Origin of the sequence: Pseudomonas sp. BW16M2, assembly GCF_014268865.1 — a bacterium.
GTDB lineage: Bacteria > Pseudomonadota > Gammaproteobacteria > Pseudomonadales > Pseudomonadaceae > Aquipseudomonas > Aquipseudomonas peradeniyensis.
Map to the genome: position 1 here is coordinate 33,404 of NZ_JABWRI010000018.1, position 20,543 is coordinate 53,946.

The following is a 20,543-nucleotide window of genomic DNA, read 5'->3' on the forward strand; positions in this document are numbered from 1 at the left end:
ACATGAGCGTACTGAACTTCCCCCGCATCTACCTGAAAGGCCACATGTTCTGGAACCCGCCAACGGGTAACAACAACGATATGTTCCCCCTGTACGACGCGGTGAACATGGAGATGAACTGGCGCTTCCTCCAGTACTACAACATCAACAAGGACAATGCCGGTGACCTGCTGCTGAACTGGATGATCACGCCCCGGGCGCTGCACGAGGCGCCGGACTATGTCACCCAGGCGCCGCCCAACGCGCAGTCACCGCGCAATCCCTACCCCACCATGATGCCCGCCGAGTGGGATCTGTTCGGCGACAACGGCTGCGGCACCGTCACCTACAAAGAGACCACCTCCACCATCATCGGCGGCGAGCTGCCCACAGGTGGCTATGTCAAGAGCGACCCGCTGATCACCCTGCCCTACAACCTGTACGGCAATCCGTTCGGCAGCACCAATCCGAGCCCGGCGCGCTTCGTCGACGTCAGCCCCTGGCAGAACACTTTCACCGCGCTGTACTTCGACAGGCTGGTCCTGGGCGACGCCACCTGCGGCCTGACCGCCAAGCGGCAGTTCCGCATGCTCGATCGCTTCCTCAACTTCAACTGGGGCGCGTTCGGCGGGCTGAACTATGTCACCACCACCTGGCAGACCTGCTTCCCGAAAGAAAACCTGAGCTGGGTGGTCGGCGATTCGGCGCTGCTGAAGAACCTCCAGGCGCAACTGGACGCGCCGGGTGTGCAGGGCCTGATGTTCCGTTTCTGCACCTACCTGACCTTCTACGACAAGAACGGCGTGTTCAACGACCAGCCTCCCATCAGTGCCAAATCCCAGAGCCCGATGGACATGGCCAGGGTCCAGACGCTGTACCAGAAAGGCCTGAGCAATCCCGCGGACATCTTCTTCAACCCGGCCTACAGCTGCACCTCCGGTGTCCTCGGCCTGTGGCTCGATGACGAGTACCCGACCGCTCCGGCCGGCGTGCGCCTGGTGCCTGACCTTGCAGTGGCCGTGCCCCCGCAGTACAACTTCAAGTCTCCGCCCGAGGTACAACTGGGTGTCGTCTCGGCGCAGGTTCACGACAGCATGCTGTCGCTGGACCTGATGAATACCTTCCCGTTCAAACCCGCCACACCACAAGCAGGTCAAAATCCCGATATCCCGACGGCGGAAAAACTCGATCTCGGCAGCTTCGACGTGGGCATCGACCAAGGCGGCACGTTCGTCCCGGTGACCAGTTTCACCTACGCGGACTACCAGCAGAGCATGTTCGAGCAGCGCTCGGGCATCCTTGACCTGCTGCTCACCGAGAGCCAGCAGGCGCAGTTGACCAGCGGCGCACCGCTGGCGCTGCAACAGCAGGCGACCGGGATCCCGACCTCCACGCAGGCGATCTGGACCGCCGAAGTGATCCAGAGCGGCAGTTTCATCGACGTGGGCGAAACCAGGACCCTGCAGATCATGGTGCAGAAGAACGGCGTGCCGGCGAAGAACACCAACCTGCTGGTGGCGGAATACAACAACCCCTATCTGCTGGGCACCTCCAGCTACTACCTGGGTTTCAGCAACAATCCGAACTTTACCCTGTTCAAGGACTTCCCGGCTGATCGCACGCAGAACGTCGAAGTCTGGCCGCAGTTCGTCGGTGCTCCCGAGGTCGCTGCCATGGCCACCGAGGGCGCGGGACGCAAGCTGGTGGGTTTGCGCAGCGAGGTGGCGACCGATGGCGGCACGCAGGTGACGTACCAGCAGTACAAGACCACCCCCGCTGGCATATCGCTGGGCGCCTGCCTGGTCCTCGAGGGCGCCAAGATCGCCAGCCGAGACCTGCAGGAGCCGGCGAACGAACAGGTGACCTACAACTACCTGCAGATCACCACCGACGACAACGGCATCGCCAGCGTGACGGTCACCGGCAAGCTTCCCGGCTTCCCGACCTTGCGCTTCTTCCCCAACGAAGACGGCAAGGCCGATATCGTCTTCAGCTTCAACTACCTGGGCGCCTATGTGGACTTCCTCGCGCCGCTGCGGGTACTGCCGGAGGAACCCACGCTGAAGCAGGAGTTCGTCGACCAATGGAACAAGGTCTATTCGAAACCCGACTCGGGACAACTGATCTGGGACAGCTTCATCTACCCGAGGATCTTCGAGCCCTACTACTACCTGTACCCGATCATGGGCAAGTACATGCCGCTCAATGACCTGTCGCGCATCGAAGGCGCGGTGGACCAGCTCACCCGCCTGATCAGCAAGGCGTACCAGGAAGAAAGCACCGTGGCCATGCCGATCACCCGGGACATGCCGCAAAGCCGTCGATCGGTGCTCGAACTCTGGGCGCAGAAGCTGGTGCAACTGAAGTACCCACCGAAGCAGCTGAGCATGGATGACTACAACCATCTGAAGATCAACTGAGGCACGAGCGCCGGGTGGCAGTGATGTCGCCCGGCGCTTTTCATGGTTCAGGGAACAAGGCCCGAGAACCCCCGCGACAGGAAGGATCCATGCCAACGACACTGCATATTCCGCAACACCCCCGCGAAACCCTGCGCCCCTCCTCGATCATCGCCGAAGGCCTGCTCAACCCCCGCGGCGTCCACGCCGAGGACAACGGCAGCCTGCTGCTGGTCGAAGCCGGCAGCGGCCTGCCCGACGACCCGTTCAGCGGACGGATCAGCCGCCTGCCTGTCGATCCGGGCAAGCCAGGCGCGTACCTACCCCGCGAAACCCTCGCCCAGGGCTACCGTGCCATGAACATGCAGGCACGCATGCTGCGCGACGAGATCATGGGCCTGTCGGACATCGCCTTTGGCGACGGTCGCTGCCTGGTCAGCCAGACCGATTACGTCGCCGGCTCGAAACTCCTCGACCTGCAATACAGCCCACCGGAACCTGTGTGTCACAGCCAGGGCAATCTCAATGCCCTGTGCTATTACCCCGGCCGGCGCAGCTGGCTGGCGGTCAAGCCGGATACCAACGAGTTGGTGGAGTTGCGCCCCGGCGCACCAGAACAGGTGCTGGTGCACCTGCCGAACCTGACGCAGAACCAGGAGGCCGTGCCTGTCACCCTGGTATACGAGCCGGCTACCGGAGCGGTGCTGGTCAGCCTGTTCTCCGGCGAGCTGCATGGCGATCCGGCGCGCAAGGGCGTGGATTTCGCCGACAAGGCCGGCCAGGTGGTCCGGGTCTGGCCGGACAGCGGGCGCCTCGAGGTGCTGATCGACGGCCTGCAACTGCCCACCGGCCTGGCCCTGGACGCGCAGGGCAACGTGCTGGTCCTGGAACTCTGCGCCAGCCTGCAGCAACCCCTGCGCGCCGACTGGAACGGCGAGGCGCTGCACGGCGGCTTCACCCGCTTCAGCGGACGCTTGCTGCATTGCGACCTGCACAGCGGCGTGGTGAGCATCCTCGCCCGCGAACTGGATACACCGTCGAACCTGTGCCTGGTGGAGGCTGCGGTGGTGGTCAGCGAAGGCATGGGCCTGCCAGGCCGTCCGCTGCCGACGCCCGATGGCCGAGTGGTGCCACTGGAAGGCCGGTTGCGCCGTGTGGCACTCTGACGCCCGGCAACGCGGGCCCCGAGGGAGCCAGCGTTGCCGCTACTGATTGCCTGCTCAGAAATCGCGCTTGTAAAAGATGTCCAGCGAGCTGGCCAGGCCACTGGCGGCCTCCAGGTAGACCTTCTTGCTGAGCTTGTAGCGCAAGGCGATGGTGTTGGCCGGCTCGAACACACCGACGCCATAGCGCAGGCTCAGGCGCTCGGTGAGATTGCCGCTGGCCACCACACTGGTCTTGTTGCCCGTGCCCTGGGTGTCGAGCTGGAAGTCGTCGATGCCCAGGTTCGAGGCCAGGCCGCCGGTCAGGCCGGCGCTGCCCATCAGGCCCAGGCCCAGCGCCGCCTCGGCAAGCATGTTGTTGTCCTCGCCGGAGCTGTTCAACGGCCGGCCCAGCACCAGGTAGGACAATGCCTGCTCCTGGCTCATCGCCGGCTCCGAGAACACCTTGGTGGTCGGCTGTTCGGCGCTGCCGCTCAGGCGGATACCGGCAATCACGTCATCGACCTGGCGGATGGCCTCGATGTCCAGGTACGGCTGGTCGATGGGCCCGGCGAACAACAGCCGCGCGCGGCGGATGGTCAGATTCTGCCCATACTGCCGATAGCGCCCGTCGGCCAGGCTCAGTTCGCCGCGGGTGTCGAGATTGTCGCCGATATGTACATGGCCCAGCAGGTTGGCGGTCAGGCCGAAGCCCTTGAACGACAGCTTTTCGCTGCCGACCTCGACATCGATGTCCATGGCCACCGCCATCGGCGGCTTGCCCTGCTCGGTCTGGTGGCCGACGATCACCGTGTCATCCGAGACCTTGACCGTCGACGGCGGCAACTCGCGCACGGTGATCTTGCCCTTGGGCACCAGCACCTTGCCGGTGACCGCCAGGCGGTCGTCCAGCAGGCGTAGGGTCAGGTCGGGCGCCACCTCCAGTGCCGCGTACGGCTCGACACTGACCGGCAGTTGCTGGCCCTGCAGGCGCAGGTCCATGCCCAGCGCCTGCCCCCAGGTCAGGTGACCGGCCAGTTGCCCACGGCCGGCGGCGCCGCTGCGCCAGTTGCCGTTCAACTGCACCTGCTCGCCGGCAATCAGTGCCTGCAGCGACAGGTCCTCGAGGCTGACCGGCAGCTCCGCGCCGCTGACTTCGCCGCCGCTCAAGGCCAGGTTGCCATTGACCTGGGGCACCAGCAGGCTGCCCGACAGGCGCCCGCTGCCGTTGAGCTGGCCGGCCAGGCGCTCGACCATCGGCAGGAACGGGCGGATGACCGACAGATCGAGCCCGGCCAGGCGGAAGTCGCCGGACAACGGCTTGTTGCGGCCCAGCGGGTCGATGCGGGCATTCAGGCTCAGCTCGCCCAGGCGCTCGCCACGGAAATCCACGCGGGTGTCGACCCGGCGCGGCGCCAGGGTGCTGTCCAGGCGCAACACCTGGTAGGGGAAGTCGATCCAGCGGTCCTTGTCGCGCACCCGTAGGGTGCCGCCGCCGGCATCGATGCGAATGCTGCCCTTTGGCCCGCTGGCGGGGATGTCGAGGTTGATGTCGGCATTGAGCAGGCCCTGCCAGGCGAAGTCCTTGGGCAGCCACTGGGCCAGGCTGTCCAGCGGGAACTGCTTGAGGTGGTAGCGCAGGCGCGGCTCCGGCGCCAGACGCTGGTCCTCTCCACACAGGCTGGCCTGCCCGGAGCGCCAGCAGTGGGCACCGAAGTCGAGCTGGCCGCTGGCCAGGCGTTGCAGGCGCGCCGGTGCCTGCAGCTGCCAATCCTGGCCGCCGGCCTGGATGCGCCCGCTGGCCAGGCGGCCACGCCAGTCGCCCTTGTTCAGCGCACCGTCCAGCGCCAGGTCGAGCTTGAGTTGCGGGCCATCGAGGGCCAGCGTCGCGGCCTGCTGGCGGATATCGCCCTTGCCTTGCACATCGAGGCTGCCCAGGGCGGTGTCCCCCAGGCGGATCCCACCGGCCTTGAGCGTCAGCTGGCCGCGCTGGGCGTTGTCCAGTCGCGCATCGAGGTCCAGGCGCTGCACACGGTTGTCGGCCTGGCCCAGTTGCTGGCCCTGCAGGGTCAGGGTGCCCTGGGGCGCGGCCAGGGTACCGGCCAGGTCCAGACGGCCCTTGGCCTGCCCTTGCAGTTGCGGCCAGAGCTGGCCCAGGCGCGGCAGGTCGAGGTCGATGCGCCCGGCCAGGCGCTGCTGCAGGCTGGCGCTGCCGCTGATGCGGTTGTCACCCAGTTGCACCGCCAGGCTGCCGAGGGTCCAGCGCTCGCCAGCGCCCTCGGCGTCGACCTTGACCAGCGCCGGCTGGCCGCGCAGGCGACCCTTGAGGTCCAGTTGCGCCTTGAGCGCCAGCTGCTCGTGCTTCAGTTCGCCCTGGCTGCGCAGCGGCCCGGCCAGGGTGCCCGGCAGCTCCGCCAGCCAATAGGCCGGATCCAGCGCCGACAATTGCAGGTCGACATCCCAGGCCAGGGTATCGGCAAAGCGTAAGGCGACACTACCGGCGGCCTTGCCCTGCCCCGCGCTGAGCAGCAACTGCGGCAGGCGCACCTGGCCCAGGTCGCCCTCGAACGGGCTGGCCAGGCTGAAAGCGCCCGCCGGGCCGTCCAGGTCGCCGTTGAATGTGCCCTTGTAGTTGCCGTCGCGGTACTGCACCTGGGCGTTGAAGCGCTTGAGGGTGACCTGGGGCGGCTGTTCCAACGGATACAGGCGCAACCAGGGGAAGTCCAGCCAGTCGAGGCTAGCCTCGGCGCTCAGGCCTTGCTGCCAGTCGGCGCTGGCCTGCAGCTTGAGCCGCTGCGTGTCGCTGGCATTAAGGTCCAGGGCATCGACCCGTGCGCCCTTGGCGTCCACCTTACCGGCCAGCACCAGGCCCACCGGCCCTTGCTCGGCGGGCAAGGTGGCCGAGCCTGAGAGTTGGTAGCCCTTGAGCAGGTCGCCCTGAGCATCGAGCTTGAGCTGGTTCAGTTGCAGGGTGTCGGGCAACTCGCCGGCGGGCTTGAAGGCCTCCGAGCGGATGCTCAGGCGGGCCGGCAGGTGCTCGGCCAGCGCCTGCAATTCGCCGTTCAGCCGGGCGTCCAGGTAACCGCTGCTGGTGGCCTCGATGACGAGGGTCTTCTGCAGCTCGCCCTTGGCGTTCAATGCCAGCTGCCACGGTTTGCCATCCACCGTCGGTAGTAGCAGCGTGCCTTGCAGCTGCAGTGGCCAATCACCCTGGGGCGTCAGGTCACCTTGAACATCCAGGTGCAGATCGTCGCGGCGCAGTTGCAGGCTATCCACCCGCAGCCCGCTGGCGGTCCAGTGCGCGGCCAGGCTCAGGTCGCCCAGCAGGTCGCTGCCATCCAGGCGCAACCGGCCCACCTTGACTTCGCCCAGCTCGATGGCCAGCGGCAGCTTCAGCGCCGGCAATTGCAGCGGGCCGCTGTCGGGGCTGTCCTCACCCGACGCGAAGGCCATGTCGATGCGTTCGGCCTGCAGGCGCTCGACGCACAATGTGGCACGCAGCAGGCAGGTCGGCGACCAAGCCAATTGTGGCGCCAGCAGCTCGACCCGATCGTCGCCGGCGGACCAGCGCAGCAGGCTGGCCTGCCAGCTGCCGCCAAGGCGCCCGGTAAAATCGCTGACCTCGAGCCCCGGCACCCGCGCCAGCGCCCAGCGGCTGCCCGCCTGGGTGCCGAGCACCAGCCCCAGCGCCAGGACGATCAGCAAAAGCAGGCCCGCCAGCACCAGCAGGATCGGTTTGAACACACGCATCACAGCTCGGGCCCCATGGAGAAGTGCAAGCGAAAACCACCGTCATCATCCAGCGCGCGGGCCAGGTCCAGGCGCAGCGGCCCGACCGGCGACACCCAGCGCACACCGATGCCGACACCGGTCTTGAGGCTGGGGAACTCCAGCGAGTTGAACGAGTTGCCCTGGTCGACGAAGGTCGCCAGGCGCCATTTTTCCGCGATCGAGTACTGGTACTCGGCGCTGCCGGCCACCAGGTAGCGGCCGCCGATGCGGTCGCCCTGGTTGTTCTTTGGCGATAGCGACTGGTAGTCGTAGCCGCGCACGCTCTGGTCGCCACCGGCGAAGAAGCGCAGCGACGGTGGGATGTTCTGCTGGTAGCCGTTGGTGGCGCTGCCGCCGAACTGCACGCGTCCAAGGAAGCGATGGTTCTGACCCAGGGTGGTCAAACCCTTGAGCAGCACGTTGCCGTGGATCAGGTTGGTGTCCGAGCCCAGGCCTTCCTTGGCCGCCTGCAGGTCGAACTGCAGGCGGTAGCCGTTGTGCGGGTCGATGCGGTTGTCGCTGCGCAGGTACGAGAAGCTGACGCCCGGCATCAGCAGGTTGCTCAAGCCCGAATCGTCGCCCAGGCGGTATTCCTCGCGCTGGTACTTGAGCGAGATCACCCGTTGCCAGCCACTGGGCAGCTTGCTGTGCCACTCGGGGCCAACGGTGAGCAGCTTGCTCAAGGTGTCGGTGCCGGAAATATCCTCGTTCTGGTAGCCGCCGGCGAAGCGCAGCTTGTCGGTGAGCGGCGGGTCGAGCGGGATGTCGTACCACAGCCCGACGTTCTGCCGGGGCGCCGACAGCTCGGTTTCCCAACCATAGCTGTGCCCTTGCGGGTTGACCCAGTGGCGGGTCCAGTTGGCCTTGCCGCGCGGCCCGACGTCGGTGGAAAAGCCCAGGCCCAGGCCCAAGGTACGCGGCTTGCGGGTATCGAGGCGCACGTCCACCGGGATGTCCTCGCCCACCGCGGCGGTGGGTGCGGCGTCGACCCGCACGCTGTCGAAATAGCCGCTTGATTGCAGGTCGTTGTTGAGTTCGGCGATCAGTTCCGAGTCGTAGGGGGTGCCGGGCTTGAACGACACCATGCGCTGCAGCAGGTCGTTGTCCAGCGGCGCGTCGCCGCCGAAGGTCACCGCGCCCAGGCGGTAGCGCGGGCCGCTCTGGTAGACCAGCTCGATGTCGGCCACGCCGGCCTGCGGGTCCACTGCCAGGCGCTGGCGCTCGAAACGGCCGGCGAAGAAGCCGTAGCGCGACGCCTGGTTCTGGATCAACCGCTTGGCATCCTCGTAGGTGCCGTGGTTGAGTTGCTCGCCCGGGCGCAGCGCCTTGCTGTCGGGGATGCGAAAGGCCTTGAGTTCGCTGGCCGGCCCGTCGATGCGCACGGTCACGTTGCGCAGGCGCACCGGCTCGCCGGGCTCGATCCGGATGATCAGTTGCGCGGGTTTGTCCTTGTCGCTGGCGGGCTTGACCTCGGTCTCGACCCGCGCCTGGTAGTAGCCCAGGGCCTGGGCCGCCTTGCGCGTCTGCTCCTCGGCGCCCCGGCTGAAGCGCAACAGGGCTTCTTCGTCGCGCTCGCCCAGGCTGCCGATATACCCTTCGATATTGGACTTGAGCGCCTTGTTGGCGGGTTTGACCCGCACCAGCAATTCGCTCTGCGCCCATGCCATGGAGCTGGCGGCCAGCAACAGCAGGCCCCAGCCAAGTCTTCCTGAATACGTCATGCGCGGCATGCTACCAGAGCAAAGGGGTCAAGAGGGTTGTCGGCAACCACCTGTCACAGGTTCGCCACCCTGGACGATCGGGGATTGGGGTGGAAGAACACCCGCTCCCTGATCGGTCCCACCGCGATCTCGCCGATCTCTTCATAGCCCTGGCGCTGGTAGAACGCCAGGTAGTGCGCATTACCGGTGTCCAGCACCACGCCCTCGGTGCTGGCGTCCTCCGCGCACCAGTCGTGCACGGCCTGCAGCAGTTGCTCGCCGTAGTGCCGGCCCTGGAACTGCGGGTGCACGCCCAGCAGCGGCAGGACATGGACATTGTCGCCCGGCAGGCAGCCGGCCAGCGCGGCCTGGTAGTCCAGGTAGCGCCGGGTGCAGCGCAGGCCGGTGCCGAGGATCATGCGCAGGCGCCAGGCCCAGCTGTCGGCTACGCCCAGGCGCCGCTGCGGCGGCACGATCAGCGCCAGGCCGATCAGGCGGTCCTCCAGCAGCAGGCCGATCGCCGGTAACTGCAAGTAGAAGTGCTGGCGCACCCATTCGCGCACCATCACCCGCAGGCGACGCTCGTAGCCGGGGCGCTGGCCCTCGAACAGCCAGGCGAAGGTCGGCTCGTGGCGATAGGCATGGTAGAGCAGCGAACGCGCCTCACGGGCGTAGCCGGCGTCGAGCAGGCAGGTCCGGGCCGGGGCGGCGATGACGTCGGGCATTGCGGGCAGTCCTCCTGGAATGGGCGTACAGTGCCTTGGAGCCAGATTCCGGCGCTGGGTTCACCTCCTCCAGCACGTTAGCAGTGCCCGCCGCGCGGCGCCATGCTGGCCGTGGCCGGCGATGTCGGCTAGCATCCGTGGCTTTTACCAGGATCATCTTTCCATGAAGATCGTCTCGTTCAACATCAATGGCCTGCGCGCCCGTCCGCACCAGCTGGCGGCGCTGATCGACAAACACCAGCCGGACGTGATCGGCCTGCAGGAAACCAAGGTCAGCGACGATCAGTTCCCGTTGGCCGACGTCGAGGCGCTCGGCTACCACGTGCACTACCACGGCCAGAAGGGCCACTACGGCGTCGCCCTGCTCTCGCGCCAGGCGCCGCTGTCGTTGTTCAAAGGCTTTGCCAGCGATGAAGAGGACGCCCAGCGCCGTTTCATCTGGGGCACTTTCGCCGATGCCGACGGCACGCCGATCACCGTGATGAACGGTTACTTCCCCCAGGGCGAGAGCCGCGACCACCCCACCAAGTTCCCGGCCAAGCAGCGCTTCTACAGCGACCTGCAGGCGCTGCTGGAAAGCCAGTTCCAGAACAGCCAGCCGCTGGTGGTGATGGGTGACCTGAACATCTCGCCCCAGGACTGCGACATCGGTATCGGCGCGGACAACGCCAAGCGCTGGCTGAAGACCGGCAAGTGCAGCTTCCTGCCCGAGGAGCGCGAATGGATGGAGCGGCTCAAGGGCTGGGGCCTGGTCGACAGCTTCCGCCACCTGCACCCGGAAGTGGCCGACCGCTTCAGCTGGTTCGACTACCGCAGCCGCGGCTTCGAGGACGAGCCCAAGCGCGGCCTGCGCATCGACCTGATCATGGCCTCCCAGGGCTTGCTGCCACGGGTCAAGGCCGCCGGGGTCGACTATGAGCTGCGCGGGATGGAAAAGCCTTCGGACCATGCGCCGATCTGGCTTGAGTTGGGTTGAGCCGCTATCAGGCGCTGGGCGATAGCCTTGCAGCGCCTATGAGATCGAGCGGCGCTCGATCTCATAGGCGCCACACCTCTCTCGTCAAACACTTACACAAATCCCCCTTAAACATCGCCTCGTTCATTTCGTCCATCAGCACGAACTCCCGCTGTCTGCCCAGCAACCCTGAACAAGGCTTCCCCATGACCGCACCCCTGAACCGCCTCACCCTGGCCGCCCTGCTGGTCGCCTGCAGCCTGCCGGCCCTGGCCGCGGCGCCCGCGCACAAACCCGGCACGGTGTTCCGCGACTGCGCCAAGACCTGCCCGGAAATGGTGGTGCTGCCCGCCGGCAGCTTCATGATGGGTACCCCGGACGACGAAAAAGGCCGCCAGGACGACGAAGGCCCACTGCACCAGGTAACCTTCAAGAAGGCCTTTGCCGTCAGCCAGTACCAGATCACAAACGGGGAATGGAAAGCCTACCTCAAGGCCAGTGGCTACAAGGTCCCCAACGGCGACACCCGCCCGGGCCGTGAATGCATCGCGGGCGTGCCGCGCTACCAACAGGGTGACCGCCAACCCGCCGTGTGCCTGAACTTCCACGAAGCCGAGGCCTACGCCTCGTGGCTGTCGAAGAAGACCGGCAAGGTCTACAAGGTGCTCAGCGAGTCCCAGCGCGAATACGCCGTGCGCGGCGGCAGCACCGGGCCGTTCCCCTTCCCGCTCGATGACAACGACGAGCAGAAGTACCAGATCTCCAAGCACGCCAACACCTACGGCCCCACGGACGGTTTCTCCTTCACCTCACCCGTCGGCAGCTTCCCGCCCAACGCCTACGGCGTCTACGACGGCCACGGCAACGTCTACGAGTGGACCCGCGACTGCTACGTCGACAGCTACGCCAGCGCCCCCACCGACGGCAGCCCGCAGACCAACAGCAGCGAATGCGAGGACCGCCGAGTGATCCGCGGCAACGACTACACCGAGGCGCCGATCTTCTCCCGTTCGGGCAACCGCAACGAACGCAGCTCCACCCTGCGCGGCGACTGGATCGGTTTCCGCGTCGCCCGCGAACTCTAAGCCCTCCCCACTTCCGGCGCCCCTGGCGCCGGATCCGCCTCGCCACTAAATCCGCGCAAAACCCTCTCGTCTACCAAGATCAGGGCCTGGTCCGCCGCCCTGCGCCAACGAATACTCACGAGATGACTCCATGACGTCCAAGACCCCCAGCCTCGCCCAGGAAACCCTGCGGATACTCAAGCCGTTCTGGATGCTGGTCGCGCTTTCGGCGGCCCTCGGCGTGGTCAGCGGCCTGAGCGTCACCGCCCTGCTGGCCACCATCAACAGCGCGATGAACGCCGTGGGCGGGCCGGACACCCGCACCGCCCTGCTGTTCGGCGGCCTGTGCCTGCTGACCCTGGCCTGCTCCACCGGCTCGAACCTGCTGACCAACTACGTCGGGCAGAAGGTGGTGGCGCGCCTGCGCCGCGAACTGGCCGCCAAGGTGCTGGTGGCGCCGATCGCGCAACTGGAGCGCTACCGCGCCCACCGCCTGATCCCGGTACTGCTCAACGACGTCAGCACCATCAGCGCCTTCGCCCTGTCGGTGGCGCCGATGGTCATCGCCTTCACCGTCACCCTCGGCTGCCTGTCCTACCTGGCGCTGCTGTCCTGGCAGATCCTGCTGGTCACCGTGCTGACCGTGGTGATCGGCACCGGCGCGCAGTTCCTCGCCCACCGCCACGGCATGAAGAACATCCTCACCGCGCGTAACAACGAGGACGAGCTGCAGAAGCACTACCAGGCCCTTTCCGGTGGTGCCAAGGAGCTGCGCATCCAGCGCCAGCGCCGCCAGCACATGCACGACCAGCTGATCCACGGCGCCACCGAACGCATCTGCAAGGCCAACATCCGCGCGGCGAACATCTTCGTCAGCGCCGAGACCTTCGGCTCGATGCTGTTCTTCGCGGTGATCGGCATCGCCATCGCCTTCCAGGCCCTGTGGCCGAGCACCGACAAGACCGTGCTGGGTGGTTTTGTGCTGGTGATGCTGTACATGAAGGGGCCACTGGAACAGCTGATCACCAACCTGCCGAGCATCAGCCGGGCACAGATCGCCCTGCGCCGTATCGCCGAACTGTCCCAGCGTTTCTCCTCGCCCGAACCGCACCTGCTGGTCAGCGACCGTGCACCGCAGGTGACCGAGGTCAGCTCCATCGAACTGCGTCAGCTGCGCTATGACTACCCTCAGGTCGAAGGCAGCCAGCCGTTCCACCTGGGCCCGGTGGACCTGACCATCCGCCAGGGCGATATCGTCTTCATCGTCGGCGAGAACGGTTGCGGCAAGACCACCCTGATCAAGCTGCTGCTGGGCCTGTACACCCCGCAACAGGGCGAGGTGCGCCTCAACGGCGAAGCGGTCACACCGCAGCGCCTGGACGACTACCGCCAGCTGTTCACCACCATCTTCGCCGACTACTACCTGTTCGACGAACCGCTGCCGGGCCTCGCCGAGCTGCCGCCTGAGGCCGCCAAGTACCTCGAACGCCTGGACATCGCCCACAAGGTCGGGATCCGCGACGGCAGCTTCACCACCACCGACCTGTCCACCGGCCAGCGCAAGCGCCTGGCGCTGATCAACGCCTGGCTCGACCAGCGTCCGGTGCTGGTGTTCGACGAGTGGGCCGCCGACCAGGACCCGGCCTTCCGCCGGGTGTTCTACACCGAGCTGCTGCCGGAGCTGAAACAGCAAGGCAAGACCATCATCGTCATCTCCCACGACGACCGCTACTTCCCGGTGGCCGACCAGCTGGTGCGCATGCACAGCGGCAAGATCCTGGTCGAACGCAACCAGGAACCGGCCCTGCCCGCCTGACCCCTCCTCCACGGGCGGTGGCCCTGTCACCGCCCGCGCCGCTTAAATTCCCCGCCGCACCGCTCGTTCCCCTATTGCCGCACGCTGAATCAACCCTGCCTACAGGGAAGTCGCAGGTCACGCCTCTACCAACCGCAATAATTATTTTTCCGGTTTTGGCATTCGCATGCGTCCTACTCGCAACGGAATAATTTTCATTTACTTTGCGTACCTTGAGCCAGAGCATAAAAATGCCAATACCAGCCAACACCCTGACCCCCTTGAGCAAAGCGCTGATGCTGCGCCGGATGCTGCGCTCCTCGCCGGCCATGGCCACCCTCGGCCTCGCCCTGTCCCTGCCGCTGGCCGCCCAGGTGCAGGCCCAGGAGCAGGACTTCGACATCCCGGCCCAGTCGCTGGCCAGCGCCCTGCAAGAGCTGGGTCGCCAGGGCAACCTGCAGGTGCTGTTCAGCCCGGAAACCGTCCAGGGCCTGCGCAGCAGCCCGGTCAAGGGCCGCTTCTCGCCAACCCAGGCAGCTGGGGAGCTGCTCAGGAACAGCGGGATTCGCTACAGCGTGCAGGACAACACCCTGATCATCAGCGGCGCGGCGGAGTCCGGCTCGGCCATGACCCTGGACGCCACCACCATCAACGGCCAGGTGCTCGGCGCCACCACCGAGGGCAGCAACTCCTACACCACCGGTGCGGTGACCATCGGCAAGACCGCGCAGTCGCTGCGTGAAACCCCGCAGTCGGTGACCGTGGTCACCCGCAAACTGATGGACGACAAGAACCTGGTGTCGCTGGACCAAGTGATGGCCCAGACCACCGGTATCACCCGCGCCAACCGCGGCTACGGCAACCACCACTTCAGCTCCCGCGGCTTCGACCTCACCGACGAAAGCTACATGGTCGACGGCGTGCCCGGGCAGGCCTACGCCTACACCGGCTGGATGACCCCGGACATGGCGATCTTCGACCGCGTCGAAGTGCTGCGTGGTGCTTCCGGCCTGCTGGTCGGCGCCGGCAACCCGGGCGGCGCGGTGAACCTGGTGCGCAAGCGCCCGACCGCCGACCCGCGCTTCACCGTGATCACCCGCGCCGGCTCCTGGGACAACTACCGCCTGGACCTGGATGCCAGTGGCCGTCTCAACCCCCAGGGCACCCTGCGCGGGCGCATGGTCGCCTCCTATGAGGACCGCGGCTACTTCACCGACGTCACCAAGTCCAAGCGGCCACTGCTGTACGGGATCGTCGAGGCCGACCTGAACGATGCCACCACCGTCGCCCTGGGCCTGCGCCGCCAGACTTCGCGCATCGACGGCTACAGCGTGCTGGGCATCCCCAACAACCCCGATGGCAGCAACCCGCACCTGAAGCGCTCGACCTACCTGGGCCAGGACTGGACCAAGCTGCAGACCGACATGGACGAGGTGTTTGCCGACCTCACCCACCGTTTCAACGACAACTGGACCGCCAAGCTGGCGCTGTCCCATTCCGAGGGTGGCTACAACCGTAGCGCCATCGAGTGGGGTGCGCGGGAAACCCTGGAGTACAACGCTCCCGGCGGTCCGACGGTCAACACCGTCAGCTATCACAAGTTCGATGTGACCTCCAATGCCGTCGACGGCCACCTGGACGGCACCTTCGAGGCCTTCGGCCTGACCCACCAGTTGACCCTCGGCGCCAACTGGTCCAAGCGCAAGATGAACGACAAGGACAACACCATCGCGCTACCGAGCCCGATCCCGCTCAATGTGTTTGATCCCAATCACAGCAATATCCCTGAGCTGCAGCGTAACGGCTGGAAGTCCATGGACGACACCATCGACACCCGCTACGGCACTTACCTGAGCGCCCGCCTGCACGCGACCGAAGACCTGAGCTTCGTCCTCGGTGGTCGCCTGAGCTGGTACAAGAACGAAGCCTGGAACGGCCCAAAGGTGACGACCAGTCGCCAGGATGAAGAGTTCACGCCCTTCGTCGGTGCGATCTACGACCTGAACGACCAGTGGTCGTGGTACGCCAGCTACGCCGATATCTTCCTGCCGCAGGCCAACTACCGCACCGTCAGCGGCAGCGTGCTCGACCCGTCCATCGGTTCGAACTACGAGACCGGTATCAAGGGCGAGCTGTTCGACAAGCGCCTGAACGTGTCCTTCGCCGTGTTCTACATCGAGCAGGAAGACGTGGCCCAGCAAGACGCGGCCAACCGCGGCAAGTGCCCGACCGACCCGGCCGGCCGCTGCTGGACCAATGGCGATGGCATCAACCGCAGCAAGGGCTTCGAGGCCGAGGCCACCGGCGAACTGCTGCCGGGCCTGCAGGTCGCGGCCGGCTACACCTACAACACCACCAGCTCGTCCGAGGGCGGCCCGATCTCGGCGCAGACCCCGAAACACATGGTGCGCGTGAACACCAACTACACCTTCCCGGGTGAATGGAACCGCCTGAGCGTCGGTGGTGGTGTCTCGGCGCAGAACTCCTATGTCGATGCCTACAACGAGGCGTACAACAGCGGCCGTGCGATCTTCGACGCCCGCGCCGCCTACAAGCTCGACGAGCACTGGACCGTCGGCGTGGACGTCGAGAACCTGTTCGACCGCAAGTACTTCGACTCCATGGGCTACTGGACCCGCGGCACCACCTACGGCACCCCGCGTAGCTACATGTTCACCCTGCGCGGCGACTTCTAAGCCCCGCGTTGCATGACCGGCGCCCCCTCTCGAGGGGGCGCTGTGCTTTCAGCGCCAGCGAGCGCCCCTGTTGTCTTTCCCCGCGTCCCGCCGCACACTCGTGCGCGCCAGCCAGGAAGCGGAGTCCGCAGTGCCCACGCCACGTCAGTTCAGCAAGAAGACCAGCACCAGCAACATGCTGCGGCTCAAGTCCGGCGATACCGGCAACCAGCGCCCCTACCGCGTCGACTTCGTCCTGCTCGAGCATTTCTCCATGGCCAGCTTCACCGTGGCGATGGACGTGCTGGTCACCGCCAACCTGCTGCGTGCCGACAGCTTCACCTCCACCCCGCTGTCCCTGGCGGGTGATCGCGTGCTCAGCGACCTGGGCCTGGAACTGGTGGCCAGCCCGCTGGCGCCGCGCAGCCTGCAGGACCTCGACCTGCTGGTGATCTGCGGCGGCCTGCGCACACCCTTGAAATACCCCGACCTCGACCGCCTGCTGGGCGATTGCGCCAGCCACGGCATGACCCTCGGCGGGCTGTGGAACGGCGCCTGGTTCCTCGGCCGCGCCGGGGTGCTCGACGACTATGGTTGCAGCGTGCACCCCGAGCAGCGCGCCAGCCTGGCCGAGATCAGCCCGCAGACGCGCATCACCCCGGCCAGCTTCACCCTCGACCGCGACCGCCTGAGCGCCGCCAGTCCCAACGGCGCCATGGAGCTGATGCTCGGGCTGGTCCGGCGGCTGTACGGCGATGCCCTGGCCGAAGGCGTCGAGGAGATCCTGTCGTTCTCCGGGGCGCGCTATCGCCAGGTCGGGCCGGGGGCGAAGAAGTCCATGAGCCTGCACCTGCGCACCATCGTCGAGCTGATGGAGAACAACCTCGAGGAGACCCTGAGCCTCGACCAGCTGGCCACCTACTCCGGGCGTTCGCGGCGGCAGATCGACCGCTTGTTCCAGGCCCAGCTGGGCACCTCGCCCAGGCGCTACTACATGGAGCTGCGCATCACCAAGAGCCGACGATTGCTGCAGTATTCGGACCTGTCGGTGATGGAGGTGGCGGTGGCCTGCGGGTTCGTCTCGGTTTCGCACTTCAGCAAGTGCTATGCGGCGTACTTCGGCTATCCGCCGTCGCGGGAGCAGCGGCTCGGGGAATGATGTTGCCTGGGCCGGCCCTATCGCGGGGCAAGCCCGCTCCCACGCCCGCCATCTGGCCGCCTGTGTGGGAGCGGGCTTGCCCCGCGATAGGGCCAGAGCGGACAACGAATCAACCCGGCTCATTCAACAACGCCTGAATCACCCGCTCCTGCCCCGCATAATCCCCCTCGCCAAAGTGCACATGGCGCACCTGCCCCTTGCGATCGACAAAGTAATGCGCCGGCCAGAACTGGTTGCCCCAGGCGTTCCAGATCCGGTAGCCATTGTCCACCGCCACCGGGTAGGCGATGCCCAGTTGCTGCACCTGCGCCCGGACATTGCCCAGGTCGTGCTCGTAGTCATACTCCGGCGTATGCACCCCGACCACCACCAGCCCCTGCTCGCCATAGCGCCGCGCCCAGTCGTTGACATGGGGCAGGCTACGCCGGCAGTTGATGCAGTCGTAGGTCCAGAAATCCACCAGCACCACCTTGCCCTTGAGCGCGGTGCCATCCAGTGGCGGCGAGTTGAGCCACTGCTCGGCCCCCGCCAGCGACGGCATGGGGCCGTAGCTGTCACGGGCCAGCAGGTGGCCGGCCAGGCCCAGCCCGAGCAGGGCCAGGGCCACGCCGCCGGCCTTGAGCAGGCGGCGCTTGCCGCGCGCCTCAGTTGTCATGGCAGCCACTGGTGGCGTAGGAGCGGTACTCGACGCTCTGCGGCTTGCCCTGGGAGTCGAGGTAGTCCATGCGGGTCTTCACCGGCCCGCAGGTGGTGCCTGGCGCATCCTTGACCGACAGCACCTTCTTCACATCCAGCCGGTCGCCGTAGTGGTATTGCATCACGCTGGCGTCGTTGAGCGAGCTGCTGCTGGCCTGGGCCGTCAGGGCGCCGAGGCCGAGGACGGCGAACAGGGCGGCGCTGGCAAGGGTCTTGAGGTTCATGGCGTGTCTCCTTGTGCGGATTCTGGTTTGGGAAGGCTTCCCTCCCCGGTCGAGAGCCATTTCACGCCTGCCAGGTATCGCGCATGTGTCCGGCCAGGGGCCGCCGTGCTTCTTCCTGTATCTATGTCGCCAGCAGATACACTGCAATACAAACCCGGGCAGGCAAGCCCGGATCCACTCGGTACACTGCGCCCATTCCCCACGTACAAGGACACCCCGATGGAACACGCCGATCACATCCTGATCGTCGACGACGACCGCGAGATCCGCGAACTGGTCGGCAACTACCTGAAGAAGAACGGGCTGCGCACCAGCATCGTCGCCGATGGCCGGCAGATGCGCGCCTTCCTGGAAAACAACGCCGTCGACCTGATCGTCCTCGACATCATGATGCCCGGCGACGACGGCCTGCTGCTGTGCCGCGAACTGCGCGCCGGCAAGCACCGCAACACGCCGGTGCTGATGCTCACCGCGCGCAACGACGAGACCGACCGCATCATCGGCCTGGAGATGGGCGCCGACGACTACCTGACCAAGCCGTTCTCCGCCCGCGAGCTGCTGGCGCGGATCAACGCCGTGCTGCGCCGCACACGCATGCTGCCGCCGAACCTGACCATCAGCGAGAGCAGCCGGCTGATCGCCTTTGGCCCATGGCGGCTGGACACCACCGCCCGCCACCTGCTCGACAACGAAGGCACCCTGGTGGCACTGTCGGGTGCCGAGTACCGCCTGCTGCGGGTGTTCCTCGACCATCCGCAGCGGGTGCTCAGTCGCGAACAGCTGCTCAACCTCACCCAGGGCCGCGAGGCGGACATCTTCGACCGCTCCATCGACCTGCTGGTCAGCCGCCTGCGCCAGCGCCTGGGCGACGACGCCCGCGAGCCGACCTGCATCAAGACCGTGCGCAGCGAAGGCTACGTGTTCTCGCTACCGGTGCAATTGCTGGAGTCGCCGGCATGAAATGGCCGCGCACCCTGGCTTCGCGCCTGGCCCTGATCTTCTTCACCGGGCTGGTGCTGGCCTACGGCCTGTCGTTCAGCCTGCAGGCCTACGAGCGTTACGTCAGCAGCCGCTCGATGATGCTCAGCAACCTGGAGCTGGATGTCTCGACCTCGGTGGCCATCCTCGACCGCCTGCCCGCCGCCGAACGCCCGGCCTGGCTGTCACGCCTGGAGCGACGCACCTACCGCTACCGGCTGGACGGCGGCCTGCCCGGCGAAGCCATGCCCAGCGCCGACCCGCCGATGGCCGCCGAGTCCATCGTCAAGGCCATCGGTGACCGCTACGCCCTGACCTTCCAGGAAATCCCCGGCCCCAACGCGCACTTCCAGGCCCACCTGCGCCTGGCCGACGGCGCGCCGCTGACCATCGATGTCACCCCCGCCGCCGTGCCGGTGGCCACCTGGCTGCCGGTGGTGCTGCTGATCCAGCTGGCGGTGCTGCTGGCCTGCACCTGGCTGGCCGTGCGCCTGGCCATCGGCCCGCTGACCCGCCTGGTCCAGGCGGTAGACAACCTCGACCCGAACAGCCCCGGCCCGCAGCTCGACGAGAGCGGCCCACGCGAGGTGCGCTACGCCGCCGTTGCCTTCAATGCGCTGCAGGCGCGCATCGGCGCCTACCTCAAGGAGCGCATGCAGCTGCTCGCCGCCATCTCCCACGACCTGCAGACACCGATCACGCGCATGAAGCTGCGGGTCGAGCAGATGGACGACGGCCAGGAGAAGGACAAGCTGGCGCACGACCTGGACGCCATGGAACACCTGGTGCGCGAGGGCGTGGCCTATGCCCGCAGCATGGACAGCGGCACCGAGGCGCCGTGCCGGGTCAACCTCGACGCCTTCCTCGACAGCCTGGTATTCGACTACCAGGACAGCGGCGCCCGGGTGGACCGCCGCGGCAGCGCCCAGGCGACCCTGCAAACCCGTCCCCATGCTTTGCGCCGGGTGCTGGTGAACCTGGTGGACAATGCCCTCAAGTTCTCCGGCGCCGCGCAGCTGGAGGTGGGCTGCGAAAACGGCGTGACACTGATCCGCGTGCTCGACGATGGCCCGGGCATCCCCGAGGCGGAACTCGACGACGTGCTCAAGCCGTTCTACCGGGTCGAGGGTTCGCGCAACCGCAGCACCGGCGGTACCGGGCTGGGGCTGGCGATCGCCCAGCAACTGACCCAGGCCATGGGCGGCAGCCTAACCCTGCGCAACCGTGCCGAAGGGGGGCTGTGCGCGCAGGTCGAACTGCGCTGAGATCCATGCATTGCCT

At 66.6% G+C, this 20,543-nt stretch carries 14 protein-coding genes; 9 read left to right on the plus strand and 5 right to left on the minus strand.

The window, feature by feature from the left end; genetic code table 11:
- Window positions 1-2 precede the first annotated feature (2 nt).
- Entirely contained in the window at window positions 3-2,399 is a 2,397-nt protein-coding gene (locus HU735_RS16900; RefSeq protein WP_186714439.1) for a hypothetical protein, read from the plus strand.
- Window positions 2,400-2,488: 89 nt separating this feature from the next.
- Window positions 2,489-3,544 carry a hypothetical protein gene (locus tag HU735_RS16905; RefSeq protein WP_186714440.1) on the plus strand — a complete coding sequence of 352 codons (1,056 nt, stop codon included), beginning with the start codon at window positions 2,489-2,491 and terminating at the stop codon, window positions 3,542-3,544.
- 54 nt (window positions 3,545-3,598) lie between these two features.
- Here HU735_RS16905 and HU735_RS16910 read toward each other — a convergent pair whose 3' ends face one another.
- Genes HU735_RS16910 through HU735_RS16920 form a run of 3 tightly spaced genes read right to left on the minus strand, consistent with a single transcriptional unit; the run spans window position 3,599 to window position 9,716 of the window.
- Entirely contained in the window at window positions 3,599-7,270 is a 3,672-nt protein-coding gene (locus tag HU735_RS16910) for a translocation/assembly module TamB domain-containing protein (protein WP_186714441.1), read from the minus strand.
- A complete protein-coding gene (locus HU735_RS16915; RefSeq protein WP_186714442.1) occupies window positions 7,270-9,012 on the minus strand; it encodes an autotransporter assembly complex family protein in 1,743 nt (580 codons plus the stop codon). The genes HU735_RS16910 and HU735_RS16915 overlap by 1 nt, the downstream gene beginning before the upstream one ends.
- A gap of 53 nt (window positions 9,013-9,065) precedes the next feature.
- Window positions 9,066-9,716, minus strand: coding sequence for a GNAT family N-acetyltransferase (locus HU735_RS16920; RefSeq protein ID WP_186714443.1), 651 nt, complete (start codon window positions 9,714-9,716; stop codon window positions 9,066-9,068).
- A gap of 163 nt (window positions 9,717-9,879) precedes the next feature.
- Between HU735_RS16920 and xthA the strand changes: the two genes are divergently transcribed.
- The 5 genes from xthA (at window position 9,880) to HU735_RS16945 (ending at window position 17,364) form a co-directional block, all read left to right on the plus strand.
- Window positions 9,880-10,692: an exodeoxyribonuclease III gene (gene xthA / locus HU735_RS16925; protein WP_186714444.1), complete on the plus strand. Its 813-nt coding sequence runs from the start codon at window positions 9,880-9,882 to the stop codon at window positions 10,690-10,692.
- 185 nt (window positions 10,693-10,877) lie between these two features.
- On the plus strand, window positions 10,878-11,756 hold the full coding sequence (locus tag HU735_RS16930) for a formylglycine-generating enzyme family protein (RefSeq protein WP_186714445.1): 879 nt from the start codon (window positions 10,878-10,880) through the stop codon (window positions 11,754-11,756).
- Between the two features lie 130 nt (window positions 11,757-11,886).
- Window positions 11,887-13,551: a cyclic peptide export ABC transporter gene (locus tag HU735_RS16935; protein ID WP_050705627.1), complete on the plus strand. Its 1,665-nt coding sequence runs from the start codon at window positions 11,887-11,889 to the stop codon at window positions 13,549-13,551.
- A gap of 230 nt (window positions 13,552-13,781) precedes the next feature.
- The gene (locus HU735_RS16940) at window positions 13,782-16,226 is read left to right on the plus strand and encodes a TonB-dependent receptor (RefSeq protein ID WP_186714446.1); all 2,445 of its coding nucleotides are present in this window, start codon (window positions 13,782-13,784) and stop codon (window positions 16,224-16,226) included.
- Window positions 16,227-16,356: 130 nt separating this feature from the next.
- Window positions 16,357-17,364 (plus strand): helix-turn-helix domain-containing protein, encoded by a 1,008-nt coding sequence (locus tag HU735_RS16945; RefSeq protein ID WP_186714447.1) that lies wholly within the window; start codon window positions 16,357-16,359, stop codon window positions 17,362-17,364.
- A gap of 109 nt (window positions 17,365-17,473) precedes the next feature.
- Here the strand turns inward: HU735_RS16945 and HU735_RS16950 are convergent, their stop codons facing one another.
- Window positions 17,474-18,019 carry a thioredoxin family protein gene (locus HU735_RS16950; RefSeq protein WP_186714448.1) on the minus strand — a complete coding sequence of 182 codons (546 nt, stop codon included), beginning with the start codon at window positions 18,017-18,019 and terminating at the stop codon, window positions 17,474-17,476.
- Window positions 18,009-18,284, minus strand: coding sequence for a DUF2790 domain-containing protein (locus HU735_RS16955; protein ID WP_186714449.1), 276 nt, complete (start codon window positions 18,282-18,284; stop codon window positions 18,009-18,011). The genes HU735_RS16950 and HU735_RS16955 overlap by 11 nt, the downstream gene beginning before the upstream one ends.
- 219 nt (window positions 18,285-18,503) lie before the next feature.
- Here HU735_RS16955 and HU735_RS16960 point away from each other — a divergent pair, with 219 nt between their 5' ends.
- Window positions 18,504-19,244, plus strand: coding sequence for a response regulator (locus HU735_RS16960; RefSeq protein WP_050705623.1), 741 nt, complete (start codon window positions 18,504-18,506; stop codon window positions 19,242-19,244).
- Window positions 19,241-20,527: a HAMP domain-containing sensor histidine kinase gene (locus tag HU735_RS16965; RefSeq protein ID WP_186714450.1), complete on the plus strand. Its 1,287-nt coding sequence runs from the start codon at window positions 19,241-19,243 to the stop codon at window positions 20,525-20,527. Before HU735_RS16960 ends, HU735_RS16965 begins: the two co-directional genes overlap by 4 nt.
- The last annotated feature ends 16 nt before the right edge of the window (window positions 20,528-20,543 follow it).